Origin of the sequence: Rummeliibacillus sp. SL167 (assembly GCF_007896505.1) — a bacterium.
GTDB classification, from domain to species: Bacteria; Bacillota; Bacilli; order Bacillales_A; family Planococcaceae; genus Rummeliibacillus; species Rummeliibacillus suwonensis.
The window spans coordinates 649236-665215 of record NZ_VCBM01000001.1 but is presented as its reverse complement, the minus strand read 5'-3'; the positions used below and the strand labels follow the sequence as shown (position 1 = coordinate 665215).

General features: G+C 35.5%; 15 protein-coding genes. 8 read left to right on the top strand and 7 right to left on the bottom strand.

All coding sequences use genetic code 11. The features are described 5' to 3' along the window. Positions 1 to 2 precede the first annotated feature (2 nt). A complete protein-coding gene (locus FEZ13_RS02940) occupies positions 3 to 1244 on the bottom strand; it encodes a DNA polymerase IV (protein ID WP_146551395.1) in 1242 nt (413 codons plus the stop codon). A gap of 408 nt (positions 1245 to 1652) precedes the next feature. On the opposite strand from FEZ13_RS02940, the gene FEZ13_RS02935 reads away from it, so the two are divergent. Further along, complete coding sequence (locus FEZ13_RS02935) at positions 1653 to 2192, top strand: GNAT family N-acetyltransferase (protein WP_146551394.1); 540 nt, start codon at positions 1653 to 1655, stop codon at positions 2190 to 2192. A gap of 315 nt (positions 2193 to 2507) precedes the next feature. On the opposite strand, the gene FEZ13_RS02930 is transcribed toward FEZ13_RS02935, so the two are convergent. The 3 genes from FEZ13_RS02930 to FEZ13_RS02920 all read right to left on the bottom strand — a co-directional run bounded on the left by FEZ13_RS02930 (position 2508) and on the right by FEZ13_RS02920 (position 5877). After that, complete coding sequence (locus FEZ13_RS02930) at positions 2508 to 2765, bottom strand: DUF3243 domain-containing protein (protein WP_146548434.1); 258 nt, start codon at positions 2763 to 2765, stop codon at positions 2508 to 2510. Positions 2766 to 3169: 404 nt separating this feature from the next. Further along, the gene (locus FEZ13_RS02925) at positions 3170 to 4048 is read right to left on the bottom strand and encodes a BMP family ABC transporter substrate-binding protein (protein WP_146551393.1); all 879 of its coding nucleotides are present in this window, start codon (positions 4046 to 4048) and stop codon (positions 3170 to 3172) included. A 572-nt stretch (positions 4049 to 4620) separates the two neighbouring features. Beyond that, positions 4621 to 5877, bottom strand: a complete 1257-nt coding sequence (locus tag FEZ13_RS02920) for a pyridoxal-phosphate-dependent aminotransferase family protein (protein ID WP_146551392.1) — start codon at positions 5875 to 5877, stop codon at positions 4621 to 4623. Between the two features lie 395 nt (positions 5878 to 6272). Between FEZ13_RS02920 and FEZ13_RS02915 the strand changes: the two genes are divergently transcribed. The 7 genes from FEZ13_RS02915 to FEZ13_RS02885 all read left to right on the top strand — a co-directional run bounded on the left by FEZ13_RS02915 (position 6273) and on the right by FEZ13_RS02885 (position 12024). Continuing rightward, on the top strand, positions 6273 to 7820 hold the full coding sequence (locus FEZ13_RS02915; RefSeq protein ID WP_146551391.1) for a PucR family transcriptional regulator: 1548 nt from the start codon (positions 6273 to 6275) through the stop codon (positions 7818 to 7820). Next, entirely contained in the window at positions 7765 to 7887 is a 123-nt protein-coding gene (locus FEZ13_RS20370; protein WP_370467675.1) for a helix-turn-helix domain-containing protein, read from the top strand. Before FEZ13_RS02915 ends, FEZ13_RS20370 begins: the two co-directional genes overlap by 56 nt. Positions 7888 to 8189: 302 nt before the next feature. Continuing rightward, positions 8190 to 9509, top strand: a complete 1320-nt coding sequence (locus tag FEZ13_RS02905) for a nucleobase:cation symporter-2 family protein (RefSeq protein WP_146551390.1) — start codon at positions 8190 to 8192, stop codon at positions 9507 to 9509. Further along, positions 9510 to 9737: a 2-oxo-4-hydroxy-4-carboxy-5-ureidoimidazoline decarboxylase gene (locus FEZ13_RS20365; protein ID WP_146551389.1), complete on the top strand. Its 228-nt coding sequence runs from the start codon at positions 9510 to 9512 to the stop codon at positions 9735 to 9737. Between the two features lie 2 nt (positions 9738 to 9739). After that, the gene (gene uraD / locus FEZ13_RS20360; RefSeq protein ID WP_146551388.1) at positions 9740 to 10033 is read left to right on the top strand and encodes a 2-oxo-4-hydroxy-4-carboxy-5-ureidoimidazoline decarboxylase; all 294 of its coding nucleotides are present in this window, start codon (positions 9740 to 9742) and stop codon (positions 10031 to 10033) included. Positions 10034 to 10044: 11 nt separating this feature from the next. Beyond that, entirely contained in the window at positions 10045 to 10380 is a 336-nt protein-coding gene (gene uraH, locus FEZ13_RS02890; RefSeq protein ID WP_146551387.1) for a hydroxyisourate hydrolase, read from the top strand. A gap of 219 nt (positions 10381 to 10599) precedes the next feature. Next, positions 10600 to 12024 (top strand): NAD(P)-binding domain-containing protein, encoded by a 1425-nt coding sequence (locus FEZ13_RS02885; RefSeq protein WP_146551386.1) that lies wholly within the window; start codon positions 10600 to 10602, stop codon positions 12022 to 12024. Between the two features lie 510 nt (positions 12025 to 12534). Here the strand turns inward: FEZ13_RS02885 and FEZ13_RS02880 are convergent. The 3 genes from FEZ13_RS02880 to FEZ13_RS02870 form a co-directional block, all read right to left on the bottom strand. Then, on the bottom strand, positions 12535 to 13020 hold the full coding sequence (locus FEZ13_RS02880; RefSeq protein WP_146551385.1) for a chemotaxis protein CheW: 486 nt from the start codon (positions 13018 to 13020) through the stop codon (positions 12535 to 12537). Between the two features lie 23 nt (positions 13021 to 13043). Further along, the gene (locus FEZ13_RS02875; RefSeq protein ID WP_146551384.1) at positions 13044 to 14168 is read right to left on the bottom strand and encodes a M20/M25/M40 family metallo-hydrolase; all 1125 of its coding nucleotides are present in this window, start codon (positions 14166 to 14168) and stop codon (positions 13044 to 13046) included. A 251-nt stretch (positions 14169 to 14419) separates the two neighbouring features. Further along, positions 14420 to 15979, bottom strand: a complete 1560-nt coding sequence (locus FEZ13_RS02870; protein WP_146551383.1) for an acyl-CoA carboxylase subunit beta — start codon at positions 15977 to 15979, stop codon at positions 14420 to 14422. Position 15980 lies beyond the last annotated feature (1 nt).

Sequence of the window (15980 nt, the reverse complement as noted above, 5' to 3'; positions counted from 1 at the left end):
TCCTACCGTTTATGATCATCTAAAAAGTCTTTGCTAAAACTTGTTTGAGAATCATAAGTTGTTTTTTTCACATTTTTAATGCCTTTGGTAATAATATCTTTCCCGTATTTATGCTGTAATTCCTCCACAATTTTCAATATGGGTTCTTCCTTTACATATTTTTCAAACGTGAATATAGAAAGCTGTTCAACCGTTTCTTTTTTATCCATAACATTACTAACAGTTACACCTAGTAGCCGAACGGGTGAACCATTCCAATGTTTTTTCGTCAGCGCAATAGCAATAGATTCGATATCTGTTTGTTTATAAATAGCGTTGGATACTGTTTTGCTACGACTGCTATTATGCCAATCTATATCGCGAATCATCACTGAAACCGTATATCCTACTAAATTTTTGGCATCCAATCGTTTTGCTACTTTTCCACACAATTTCTTTATGGCTACAATAAGCTCTGATAGTTCGACCAAGTCAGTTGGAAAGGTCATCGAATTACCAATTGATTTTGTATCATAAATAGAGTTTGGATCCACTTCTCGCTGATCAATCCCGTTGGCACGATTTTTCAGTCGGAGTCCGTTTTTTCCAAAGTTCGATTTCATCACATAATCCTCTATATTAGCAAGATCTCCTATTGTGAGAATTCCTAATCCCTTCAGCTTTTGAGCTGTACTTTCTCCTACTCCATGCATCTCAATAACAGGCAAATGCCACAACATTTTGGAAACATCACGTTTTCTTAGAACGGTAATACCCATTGGTTTTTTCATATCCGAAGCCATTTTGGCTAAGAACTTGTTTGGTGCAATCCCAATTGAACACGGTAAATCAAGTTCATGTAAAATTCGCATTTGAATAGATTCAGCAAGCTCCATAGCATCTTGTCCATGCACGATATTCGTAACATCTATATAGCCTTCATCGATGGACACCGGTTCAACTAATGATGTGTATGACCGAAGTATGGAAAACATTGCTTGTGATGCTTGTCGGTAGCGTTCAAAATTAGGAGCCATTAGGATAAGTTCTGGACATTTACGTTTTGCTTCCCAAACAGACATTGTTGTATAAACACCCTTTGCTCTTGCTTCATAAGAACAAGTCACTAAAATACCTCTTCGTTCTTTTGGATTGCCCGCAATAGCTAATGCTTTCCCTTTTAATTCAGAATTATGCGCTTGTTCAACGGAAGCATAAAAGCAGTTCATATCAATATGAAATAGTATTCTCCCTTGAGTAGCCATATATCTCCTCCATAATCGACCAAACGTTCTCCCTCTAGTATAACAAAAACAAAGATGATACAACATTATTTACAAATATAAGATGATGCTTCACACAGTGAGAGTCTTAATATGGTTAGATGTGGGATAAAGTGAAGCTTCCATCAGTGGGGGTTTTCTTCATTTCCCACTGAAGTAGAGGAACTCAGGTTAAAAGCGCCGTGTCCTGTGAGGGATTAATATCTTGTTGGTCCGAAACAATCGGATTTTAACGGGGAATTGATCCTCCATCTAACTTTCTTATTTCTCTCTAAATCTTGAGATGGAAGTCTTACTGCCGTTAAAACGGGATAAAAATTCCAATTATGTATTGTCAAAAAATAGAATTTTGTATTACAATGATAGGAATACTTCAAAGGTGGGGATCAGATGATAAAAATTTCCGATGAACTTTTGTTACGACCTGTTGCGATAGAAGATGCAGAGATTCTATTTACTTTAACAGACAAAGACCGATTATATTTAAGGGAATGGTTACCGTGGGTGGATGCTACAAAAACAGTGGAAGATTCAAAAAACTATATTATATCCAGTCAAAAGGGTGAAAAGGCTGGCACACTGTTGAATTTTGCGATTATTTGGAAGGGCAAAATAGTTGGAATTTCTGGATTCAACGAAATTGATCGAAATAATCGAATCACTTATATTGGTTACTGGTTAAGTAGTGCCTATCAAGGAAATGGCATCATGACTCAGGCAGCTAGAGCATTGACTGATTATGCTTTCGTTGAATTACATATGAATAAAGTTGAAATTCGAGCTGCTGTAGGCAATCAAAAAAGTAGAAGTATCCCACAACGTTTAGAATACACAGAAGAAGGCATACTACGTAGTAATGAATGGCTTTATGATCATTTTGTAGATCATGTTGTTTATAGCATACTAGCTGATGAGTGGAGACGTGAATAGCTCAAACTCAACTTATAAATGAAGAACAACAAAAGTGAAGCCTGTCACAGTGGAATTTGCTTCATGGCTACTTAATAAGTAGGTCATATGAATTTCTTCATACTTGTGGCAATTGAACCTATCAAGCTTTGCCTGGGAGTTATTTCCACGCTTATTTTCTTGCTTACTACTGGAAATCTGATGTGAGAGCTTACTGCCTATTTATTTTTGCGAATAGAAATGAAAAACAGATAATTGAAATCCTATATAAACATTATATGAAAAGCCTCAGACCGTTCATCTTCTGAGGACCGATCCGAGGCTTTGTTTACTTTTTTATTGCAATTTACTATTTTGTACTAACTTAATAACACAATTTGCTAAGGATTCCTTTTCGCTTTCTGAAGCGACTCCCCACAAATCAGACAGTACACGTTGTTGTTCGTTTTTTGGATCAACATTATTAGCTAAGTACTCTCCGATTTGTACCGCTGCTTGTTGGATTACATGATTAGGCATACCAGATTCTTCAGCTTTGTCTACATTTTGACCTAAAAATGATGTCCACTGTTGCCAGTTGTCTAATATTGGCATATAAATCCCTCCTTTACAATGTAAGTATAGGTAGTTTTCAAAATAATATGTACGAGTAACGCTATACAAATTATTTAAAAGTATTTTTTTGAACATTTTGTTCAAATATTCACTTTCAAACGTTTATCTCACCAAATGAGTACATTTCGCTTAATTGGTACAAATTAATTTTCTTCCAATATGTGATGCACATTTGAATCTCTGCATCTTATGATGATTTACCTTCCCATTTTCCAGTTTTCTATTGGATCTATTTATAAGGAAGAGGCAGGCAAGGATAAAATTTAAATATTTTACTTTTTTATTAAATATTCTCTCCATTTTAAAAAGATATATGATAAAAAAACTACCCTAAATCCCGAAAAAGATAGAGTAGTTTTCAAAGCTTTATTTAATTGAATAGATTATTTAGGAATTGTACCATTCACTCCTTTCACTAACCAATCCATTGCTAAAATGTCTTCAACTGACATTGTTTCTCCTTCAGCTACACGCAATTTACCCTTGTTGTCGTAAATAGGACCTTTGAATACTTCAAATTTACCATCAGCCATTTCTTGTTTTTTCTCGTTCACTAGATCTTGAACCTTTTTCGGTACATTTTTACCGAATGGCGCAATATCAGCCATTCCTTCTTTAATGCCACCTAGGTAAGATTCAGATTTCCATGTACCATCAATCCAACTTTGAACTACTTCTACATAGTATGGTCCCCAATGAATGACCGGGTTGGTAATATACGTTTCAGGCGCATATTCACTCATATCCGCATCATTCCCCATGCCCCAAACGCCTCGTTTAGCAGCTGCTTGGATGCCAGCAGGAGAATCTTGATAGTTTGCTAATACATCAACACCCTTATCGAGTAAACTAATCGCAGCCTGCCGCTCAGCTGTTGGATCAAACCAAGTATTACTCCAAACAACATTTACTTTAGTATCAGGGTTCACACTTTGAGCGGCTAAAGTAAATGCATTAATCGTATAAATTACTTCAGGAATTGGAAATGCACCAACATAACCGATTTTCTTATTTTTGGTTATTGCCCCAGCAGCTAATCCCGATAAATAACCTGATTCATATCCTTTTGTTTGATATGTACCAACATTTTCTGCTGTCTTGTATCCTGTAGCATGCATAAATAAAACATCTGGATGTTTTTTAGCAACGCTAATAGTTGGATCCATATAACCAAAGCTTGTAGTAAAAATGATATCATGATCCTGTGCAAGTTCTTCAATAACACGTTCAGCATCTGGACCTTCTGGAACACTTCTTGAAATTCATGCAATCTAGACACTAGCCAATCACTCCTCTCCTATCAATTAGAAGGCTACTGAAAAAAGCGATTTTTCTCCAAAGGCATGGTAAACAGCAACTTTTTCAGTTCAAAGAATAAAAGAAAAGATAGATCTTTATCAATAAAATGACGATCCTTAGTTTTTCAGTAGCCTTATCAATTATGCTCCAGCGGAATTGTGTCTGGATTTTTAGAATCTGTGCCATCTGGCTTTATTCTTAATTCAGCGAGTGTTTGTTTCCCGCTGAATCAAGATAAAGTAAGATTTAACATAGTGTGGGCTTCCTGCATGACTAGGAAGAAAAAGAAACTTACGTTAGATTTGTCATACCCCGTGGCAACATCAGATTGATCAACACCACCTATTGGTCAGAACCAATACTAGGTGTAGCAGTTGTTCCACAACTTATCTTCTAGTCTTTTACTTTAGTCTAGAAGTGTTGGCTTACTGTCTGTTAATGGAAGATTAAGTTTTCCTTATATTAGCAAAATTCAAAATTGTATGTCAATATATAGTTAAACAAAAAATTATTATATGTACTCCTCATAGTATAATCATTGCACAACACCTGATTTCTTTGAATATCTGGGGGCTTCATAAAAATCAAGTGATGCTTCTACCGCTTGCCCACGATTTGGTTCGTATCCATGGCGAATTAATGCTGCTTCAAGCGCCTGTAGTACTTTTATAACATTTTCTTTACGGCAACTATAACCCATCGTTCCTATTCTCCATATTTTCCCTTTAAGTGGTCCAAATGATGATGCAATTTCCACACCAAATTGTTCTAACATAAAATGACGAACCGACTCTCCATCTATCCCTTCAGGAATCGTTACACAAGTTACTGTAGGAAGTTTACATGTTAAATCCCCATAAAGTTCTAGACCCATACCTTTAATTCCTTCAATTAATGCTTTTTCATGATATTGATGTCGTCCGAATCGCTCATATATTCCTTCTTCTAAAACCAACCGTAACCCTTCTCGTAATGCATAAATCATAGAGGTAGCTTCAGTATGATGATTTAATCGACGTGGACTCCAATAATCTTGAAGCATTGCCAAGTCTAAATAGTTACTCTGAATTGTCTTAGAATCATTTTGCTTACAATCTTCATCAGTCGCAATTCCATATTCCACCTTTTTTCTGTGTTGAATAATTTCTTCTATTCTTTCATTGTATGTGATCAATGACATACCTGGAGGAATAGATAGACATTTTTGTGTGCCAGCGATAATCCCATCAATGTTCCAGTCATCAACTGGAATGTTAACCCCACCTAAAGAAGCCACCGCATCAACAATCAATAACCGGTTTTGTTGTCGACACATTTTACCAATTTCTATTAAAGGCTGCATACATCCAGTACTCGTTTCACCATGAACGATTGCCACAATTTTAGGTTGAATTTGGTTTATCTTTTCGATAATATCTTTTTCTTCAAATACTGTCCCCCAAGTTGTTTCCATCGTATAAACATCGGCGCCACATCGTTCACAGATTTCAACAAGCAAATGACCAAAGCGTCCAAAAATTGGTACAAGAACTCGATCTCCAGGTTCTATCACACTACATAACAATGCTTCTGTACCAGCTCGTGAAGTGCCATCTATAGGAAATGCCCATTTATTATTAGTTTGGAATACCAGACGTAACATTTCCATTACTTCATTCATAATCTCTGTAAAGGTTGGATCAAATTGTCCTAGAATTGGTGCTGACATTGCTTGCAGAACTCTAGGATCTACTTCCACTGGACCAGGGGTCATAATTGTACGATTAGGTGTTTGTAATTGATGGTAATTCATATCATTCCACTCCTTCATAGGCTAATTTATAAGGCACGTCTTTTAACAGCTGATTTCTAAATCTCGAACTAATGAATAGCCATTTTTTATGACTAAATCAATTTCACAATGCAAAATTTAGATAAAAAATACGAACATTTTTTATCAATATAAAATTAACATTCAGATATACCTGTTTCGCTCCAAATTTTTTCTACTGAATAAAGACTTATGCACTTCTCCACCTTTTTCTGCTACAATTCTATTTTAAAAAAAGAAAGTACATAGTTCATTGGAGTAATTGTAGAAAGATATGTAAACCTTTAGATAAATTGACCAACAACGTTTGAATTATCTACATAATTATGTTAGTTTTTATAACATATCATATATTAGATTAAAAGGGGGAATTTGGTATGGATATACTACAATTATTAAATGTAAAAGAATTATCACCAATTACAATTATTGCCGGAGAAAACGGTACAAATCATCCTGTGAAATCTGTTACAATGATGGACGCACCCGATATTATGCACTACTTACTCCCCAACCAACTTATTATTACCACCGCTTATCACTTAAAAAATAATGAGGAGCATTTTCATAGCTTATTAGAAAGTATGCATCAAGCTGGATGCGCTGGCATCGCCATTAAAAAAAATCGCTTTCTTCATATCATTCCACAAGATATTCTAGACCTTGCAGACCAGTTGAACTTACCTTTCATTCAATTGCCTGAACATTTATCGCTTGGAGAAATCAACTTTCTAATAACAGAAAAAATTTTACAAAATGAAGCTTCTTTACTAAACAAAGCAATGATCATTCATCATCAGTTTACTGATTTAATTTTAAGCGGTCACGGAATCCAACAATTACTTCAAAAATTATCCACTACTATTGACCAAAAGGTAAACTTAATCAATTATTTCTTTCATCCAATGCATATGTCACAACGCAATTTACATATTCCTCCATCCTTACATGAAACAATTAAAAAAGGAGGGCGTTACCCAACTTTACCGGAACAACCATGGAGTATATCATTACTAGAAGATCATTGTACCTATACCCTTTACCCAGTACATACGAATTTAACCAAAAACTGTTTTTTGATGATCGAAGGTTGTATTAATGAAGAACAATTTCAGAAGCATTTATTTATTAAACAAGCTATCAACGTCCTATCATTTGCGATCATGCAAGAACAAACTTTGGAACAACAGACGCGTACGATTCGCAATCAAACATTTCAAGAATTTATAGATAGCAACATCCAAACACCTTCATTTGCCAAGATTTGTTCTGAAGAATTATCTTTACGTAGTGATAAACCTTATTTCTGCATTGTCGGACTTTCAAAACACACAACTACTCCGTTTAATTCTTTGACCCTATCAAAACTAACGCAACAATTTTGTGAAGAAAGTATAAAGAAAGTTCAATTACCTATATATCCATTTATGATTAATAATCATTTAGTGTTACTCTTTGAAATACAGGATCAATCCCATAATTCTACATTATTTTTAACTAAATTCTTAGAAGAATTAGAATTATACATTGCTTATTTCCTAGATTTCCATATGAATTTTGGTGTAAGTTATCCAGCAAGATCCTTTATGGATGTACAGCGAGCATACAAGGAAGCACTTAGTGCCGTTTCTTCAAATCATCAAAGCAAAACATGCGTTCACTTTTATAGAAAAAAAGGAATTAACGAGTTATTACAAAGTATTTCGCAAAATGATTTAATCGACTACTATCAGACACTACTTGAACCATTGCTCAATCTTGAATCCGATGAACAAAAACTCCTAATCGAAACACTTTATGAGTATTTAGAATGTCATTGCCAAATATCCGAAACGAGCCAAAAAACTATTCGTTCATCGAAACACAGTCATTTATCGATTAGACAAATGCAGTCAATTACTACAAAAAGATTTAAAAGATCCTGAAGTAACTATTCAATTAAGACTCGCTTTACGAATAAGAAGAGATTTAAAATTGCACACATTCAATTAGTATTTCAGACGTGTTGATTATCCAATTTAATCCATAAAAATAGGGGATTCGTTGATTGCAGCGAAGATCTATATAAATGGTCCTAAAAATACAGTTTTTTTCAAAAATTACGCCAAACGGACACCCCTAATTTTTGTAAAATCAACACGTGTGTTAGTATTTTACATTCAGTCACTATAGCTAAATTAACCATAAAAATTTAGCTATTATATCCAATGACATTTAGTCCTTTTATTTTTATTATGTAAAGAAACGTAACGCTACTAGTTAGCGAATATCACATATGAAATGGAGGGACCTTCATGAAAACACAAATCAGTAATCCAAAAGCTTTGTCACTAGGTTTGCAACATGTATTAGCAATGTACGCAGGTGCTATGCTTGTACCTATTATTGTAGGAGGGGCACTTGGGTTATCTTCCACACAACTCGCTTATCTCATTGCAATTGACTTATCTACTTGCGGTTTGGCCACACTATTCCAAATGTGGCGAAATAAATATTTTGGAATAGGCCTACCTGTTGTTTTAGGTACTTCTTTTGTCGCAGTTACACCGATGATTACACTTGGTAAAGAATATGGCCTCACCGCTATTTACGGCGCTATTATTGTAACTGGTCTATTCATAATACTTTTCGCCAAATATTTCAGCCATATTTTAAAACTGTTTCCGCCAGTTGTCACTGGAACGGTTGTAATGATTATTGGGCTTTCACTAATTCCAACAGGTGTTAAAAATATGGCTGGTGGGGCTAGTAACCCTCATTTTGGTTCAGCTCAAAATCTTTTTTTATCGTTAGCTACTTTAAGTATTATTTTAGTCACCCACTACTTCGGCAAAGGATTTATACGCTCAATAGCTGTGCTTATTGGAATTTTCGCCGGTACTGTTCTCTCTAGCTTTATGAATCCTTTAAATTTCACAACAGTAAAAGATGCTTCTTGGATTCATCTTCCAATGCCCTTTTACTTTGGTGTTCCTCAATTTGAAATTGTTCCAATCTTAACGATGCTGATCGTTGGTATTGTCATTATGATCGAATCTACAGGTGCTTTTTTAGCTCTTGGTGACATCACAAAGCAAAGACTAACATCAAAAGATTTTGAAAGAGGTTATCGCGCAGAAGGTCTTGCTTTTTTACTTGGCGGAATTTTCAACGCTTTCCCTTATAGCACATTTGCTCAAAACGTCGGTCTTGTTCAAATGTCTGGTGTCAAGAATCGTAGAATAACGATTGCAGCAGGCTTTATATTAGTATTTCTCGGACTTGTGCCCAAAATTGCTGCGCTTGCTACACTCATTCCAACTGCTGTTTTAGGAGGAGCTACAGTTGTTATGTTCGGAATGATTGTATCTTCGGGTATTAAAATGTTAACAACAGTTGACTTTACAAACCAAAGCAATCTATTAATCATTGCTATTTCCATCTCATTAGGATTGGGAACAACAGTAGTTCCTGAATTATTCTCTAGCTTACCATCATTTATCAAAACTCTCTTCGGCGACGGAATTATTACCGGCAGCATAGCAGCTATACTATTAAATCTCCTGATATCTCAGAAAGGAAAGCCGGTTGAAACAGCCAAAGATATATCACTGGCATCACAAGGGGGACATTAAATGACTCCCCTCTTAGAGAAAATCAATCACTCTACAAAAGATGCATTTGTCGAATTTTTTCAAGATATTTTTGAATCTTCAACATGGATTCCTCAACAAGCAGTTGGAAGTAAACCTTTTAACCATATAAATGACATTTTCAAAACGATGCAACAAGTTTTAGAAGATGCACCAACTGAAAAAAAACTAGAATTGATTCGAGCACATCCAGAACTTGGAAAAAAATAAGAATGAGCCTCACCTCCACTCTAGAACAACAACAAGCAGGATTAAATATGCTTACTGAAGATGAGTATAATCAGTTTCTAACTTGTAATCGTATTTATAAAGAAAAATTTCGTTTTCCATTTATCATTGCAGTTGCGGATTATACAAAATCAGAAATATTACAAATGATGCAATCACGATTAACAAACAGTTATGAAGAAGAATTTCAGATTGCTTTAAAAGAGATCAATCGGATCGCTGAGCTGCGATTTACCCAATTAACTGAAAAAATGAAATCAATTGAAATTACTGAATAAGGAGAAACCAAATGACCTCACTTTCAACGCATGTCCTAGATTTGTATCATGGTACGCCAGCTAGAAATGTGCAAATAGATATTTATTTTAACCAACAATTTCTATTCACAATGGAAACAGACGAATCCGGGCGATGTACTCCTACTCAACCTAACAAACTATTTGAAAAGGGTACCTATGAATTGGTTTTTCATCTTGATGCCTATTTTCACTCTAAAGGAGTTCCGCTTTCAGCTCGACCTTTTTTAACAACAATTCCTGTACGCTTTTCTATTCAAGATGACGGTCATTATCATATACCGTTACTTGTCACGCCATGGAGCTATCAAGTATATAGAGGAAGTTAAGGTATAAGGTGAACCTTCCATCAATGAGGTTTTCTTCATCCCCCACTGATCAGCTTGATGGTTAGTTGAGCAAATTCGGCTTTTACGGGCAGTTATCCCACACCCTATCTTTTTCACTTCTCTCTCAATCCTGAGGCAAGGAATCTCACTGTCCGTTAATGCGAAATAATATCAAGATGCCAACTAGATTCTTAATTAATATCGAAAGGATTGGTTTAGATGAGCCTAGAGACTTTAAATAAACAAGTATTAGTAGATCTTTCTTATATTGGATATAATCAGCCATCTTGGGTAAAACCACGCTCTTATAGGGAGGAACATATATTTGATGTTGTCATAATTGGGGGAGGTCAAAGCGGATTGAGCACAGCTTTTGGCCTTTTGAAAGAACATATTACAAACATTGTTATTTTAGATGAAAATGAGATGGGGTACGAAGGTCCGTGGATTACTTATGCGCGAATGAAAACACTGCGTACAGCAAAAGAACTTCCCTCCATTGAACTTGGTATTCCTTCACTTTCCTTCCAATCATGGTGGATTGCCCAATATGGAGTAGAAGGTTTTGAAAAAATAGATAAAATACCACGTGCTGACTGGATGAATTACTTAAAATGGTATCGTGAAGTTCTTTCATTACCAGTTCAAAATGAAGTACGTGTCACTTTAATTGAACCAATAGATAAAGAACTTAAAAAAATTTCAGTTGAAAAATCTGGTACATATTCTTCTATTCTAGCTAGAAAAGTGGTACTTGCAACTGGAATCCAAGGAGGTGGCGAATGGCATATTCCCCCGTTTATCAAAGATAACTTGCCAAAAACACGTTATGCGCACACTTCTGAAGCTATTGATTTTCCATCTCTAAAAGGGAAGAAAATTGCTATCTTAGGCGGTGGTGCCTCTGCATTTGATAATGCAAATTTTGCCTTATCTTCTAGTGTAAGTGAGGCTCATGTCTTTGTTCGACGCCAAAAACTTCCTAGAATTAATCCTATGCGTAAACTAGAGAGCTCAGGAATCATTAGTCGTTTCCACACACTATCCGATCATGACAAATATGCCGTCATGTCCCATTTCTTTAAATTCAATCAACCACCTACAAATGATACATTTTCACGAGCATGTGCATGGGACGGTTTTCATTTACATTTAGACTCACCATGGCTTGAAGTAAAAGATTCAAAAGATGGAGTAATGGTAAAAACACCTCACCAAGTTTTTACGTTTGATTATTTAATTATTAGCACTGGGCTAGTAACAGACCCGGCATTACGCCCTGAACTTAAAAATGTTGAACCCTTTATCACTCGATGGGGTGATGTATATAACGCACATCCAGAAATCGCCAACCCACTCATTGATCTTCATCCGTACTTAACACCTGAATTTTCTTTTGTTGCGAATTGCCCGGAAGGAGAAGTTTCTTTATATGGCTTATTCGCATTTAATTATTCTGCACTAATCAGTAATGGAATATCAGCTGCTGCATTGTCAGGATTACGATTTGCTGTTCCTAAACTCGTAAAGGGGATTGCTGATGAGTTATTTAAAGATGATCAGAAAACAATCCTAAAAGAATTTTTCGATTATGATCAAGTAGAGTTTGTTGCTGATTTAAAAGTTACAAAAGAGAGTGTCTAATTTCGATACTGTTCTTGTTTTCGTAAAACAATACCTTTTGTAGCAATCCGTGTAAAAGATAAAGCAATCAGAAGCGATTCAATGTACATCCGTTTTCAGGCTGTAATTTCGATAATCAGCATTGGCGTTATTGATATTTTTCATTATTTGATTTTTTATGTTTAATCATGAGACTATAGGTGGATCAATCTTGATTAACTTCTTAGTATATCATTCGATTTCAGCCTTGCGTTGTTGGCAAAATGCTCTGGGTGTGTGTTGTTAGTAGAACCGGCATTGTAATTACTCTTTCTGTTCTACCTTTACTTACAACAATATTTATATGCCAAGGTGCTGTTATAGATCTCGGTATATTGTTTGCTCCGTTTATATGAGGCTAACACCTAAGTTAAATACTAAATGATCTTCTTATAAATCTTAAAAATAAAACCGTATGAAAACAAGTTTTATAAATTTGATTTCATACGGTTTATTCGTTTTAATGGAGTTTTGTCACAATCTCTTCTTTCCTTACATTATCGATTGCTTTTCTTCTTCCGTAAGTGATTTCATATATTCTTTCAGTTCCTTAATACCATCCAATGTATTCACTAATACATCTGGTGATACTAAAGTAATCATACGATCCGTTAGATTTGCAACAGCGCTGAAATATTGTGTTTTTGTATAATTGACAAGTCCAACTTGCTTCAGTTGATCTTCTTCAATATCTAGAATTTCTTTGGCTTCCAACACTAAAAGTCCAAAGACAAATTCGTCCGCTTGAAGGACAATTATTTTAGCTTCTGATGAATTGGCTCTGTTCCCGTATAAGATTTGTTCAAAGTCTAAAACCGGCAGTAATTCATCACGAATTCTAGTAAGACCTAATACATAGTCAGGTAAATGTGGGATTCGGTTAACCTTTTCAAATTTTTCAATGGATACTACTTTTTCAACAGGAAGGGCATATTCCTCATTTCCACATTTAAATACAACGACTTTTATATTTGGCATAGCTTCACACTCTCTTCGTTAAGTTATTCTTTTACCTTTGCTGCACTTTTAACTATTTCTACTAATAGATCGGCTAATTTTTCTAATTCTTCAACTGGAATACGTTCTTTAGTTGTATGAATTTTTTCATATCCTACAGCCAAGTTGACAGTTGGAATCCCATACCCAGCGATTACATTTGCATCACTTCCGCCACCTGATTGCATTAGTTTTGGTTCACGGCCAATATTTTTTACTGCTTGTTGTGCTACTTTTACAACTAAATCTTCTGAACCAAAGTGGAAGCCTGGATACATACGTTTCACTTCAACTTCAGCTTTACCACCCATTTCTTTGGCTGCTGATTCGAAAGCTTCTTTCATATGTTTTTGTTGTTCTATAAGTTTCGCTTCATCCAATGAACGGCATTCAGCTAAAACGGAAGCTTCATCACAGACGATATTTGTTGCTTTACCACCCTCAAAACGACCAATATTTGCTGTTGTTTCTGAGTCGATACGACCTAATTTCATGCGTGCTACGGCTTTGGCAGCAATTGTAATAGCTGAAATCCCTTTTTCAGGCTCTACACCAGCATGAGCTGTTTTCCCTTTTAATGTTGCCAAAATTTTAGTTTGGAAAGGTGCGGCTGTTACGATTTCTCCCACTTTACCATCTGAATCAACAGCAAAACCATATTTCGCATATACTTTTTCATGGTCTAATTCTTTTGCGCCTTCAAGACCTGCTTCTTCACCAGCAGTAATCACATATTGAATATCACCATGTTCGATATTTTCATCTTTTATACGCTTTGCTAACTCTAGTAAACCGGCAAGACCCGCTTTATCGTCTGATCCTAGAATTGTTGTACCATCTGAGTAAATATAACCATCTTCTTTAATAATTGGTTTAATCCCAACACCTGGCACAACAGTATCCATATGTGATGTAAAGTAAATTGGTTGGACATCAGTTAATGTCCCTTTTAACGTTGCGATTAAGTTGCCTGATGCATGACCATTACGACTCGCAGCATCATCTTCATAAACATCGAAGCCTAATGCTTCTAACTTACTTTTCAATATAGGTGAAATTTTTTCTTCATGGAAAGTTTCTGAATCAATTTGAACTAATTCTAAAAACTCTTCTACAATTCGACTTGGCATATTATAAGACTCCTTTATCTATAGTAGTTCTATGCTACTTTATTCCTTCACAAGTTTATCACAAATTGAATGAAATGACCTTTCCATTGACTTCTTCACTATTGATCGAAATATAAGGAAAAACAGGTATTGAACAACTATAAATGAACACTGAAATACTTTAATAAAAAAACTATTTCTAGCTGAATCACAGTAGAAATAGTCTTTATCAATTTTCAATATTTTTAAAATATATGGAGATTCTCCATCAACTACAATGGAATGTTACCATGTTTTTTGAATGGTCTTGTTTCTTTTTTCGTACGAAGCATTTCAAGTGCTTGCATTAGTTTGATCCGTGTTTCACGTGGGTCAATAACATCATCAACTAAGCCATGAGCTGCAGCAATATACGGATTTGCGAATTTTTCTTTATATTCTTCGATCTTTTGTGCACGAGTTGCCTCTGGATCTGCTGATTTTGCAATTTCACCGGCGTGGATGATGTTTGCAGCACCAGAAGCACCCATAACAGCGATTTCAGCATTTGGCCAAGCATAGACCATATCTGCACCGATTGATTTAGAGTTTAATGCAACATATGCACCACCATAAGCCTTACGAAGGATTACTGTGATTTTTGGAACAGTTGCTTCTGAATAGGCAAAAAGAATTTTCGCACCATGGCGGATAATTCCACCATGTTCTTGTTTTACACCCGGGAAGAAACCAGAAACGTCTTCGAATGTAATGATTGGAATATTAAATGAGTCACAAGTACGTACAAAACGAGCTAGTTTATCGGAAGAATTGATATCTAAGCCACCTGCAAGAACTTTTGGTTGGTTACAAACAAGACCCACTGATTCACCATTGATACGAGCAAAACCAATTACAATATTTTTGGCAAAGTCTTTTTGAACTTCCATGAAAGAATCCGTATCAACGACATGTTCGATTACTTTGCGCACATCATATGCTTTTGTTTGATCAACTGGAACAAGATCAAGTAGTTCAGAACGATAATCATCATCTTCTTCTGAATCATTTTCTATTTCAATAATTGGTGCTTTTTCTGTATTATTTTGTGGTAAGTAGCTAAGTAATTGTTTAATTTGTTCAATGGCTGTTTCTTCATCTGCTGCACGGAAATGAGCATTACCACTTACAGAGTTATGGACTTTTGCTCCGCCTAGTCCTTCAGCAGTGATTTTTTCACCTGTTACGGTTTCAATAACTTTTGGTCCTGTGATGAACATTTGAGATGTTTTATCAACCATTAAGATGAAATCCGTGATTGCTGGAGAGTAAACAGCTCCGCCAGCACAAGGTCCCATAATAACAGAAATTTGCGGAATGACTCCGGAATATATGGAATTTCTATAGAATATGTGACCATAACCATCAAGTGAAAGCACACCTTCTTGAATACGCGCACCACCTGAATCGTTGATACCAATAAATGGAGCACCATTTTTAGCAGCTAAATCCATTACATTCGCGATTTTCATCGCATGCATTTCCCCTAAAGCTCCACCAAATACTGTGAAGTCTTGAGAAAATAAATAAACTGGTCGTCCGTTTACTTTTCCATAACCAGTTACAACACCATCTCCAGGACCTTCTTTTTTATCCATACCAAAATCTACTGTACGGTGTTTTACGAAGGGATTAATCTCTACAAATGTTCCTTCATCCAATAATAAATCAATCCGTTCACGAGCGGTCAATTTACCTTTTTGATGTTGTTTTTCAATTCGAGCGTCTCCCCCACCAAGCTCGATTTCATATTTTCTGTCATATAATTCGTTGATTTTATCGTACATATCCATA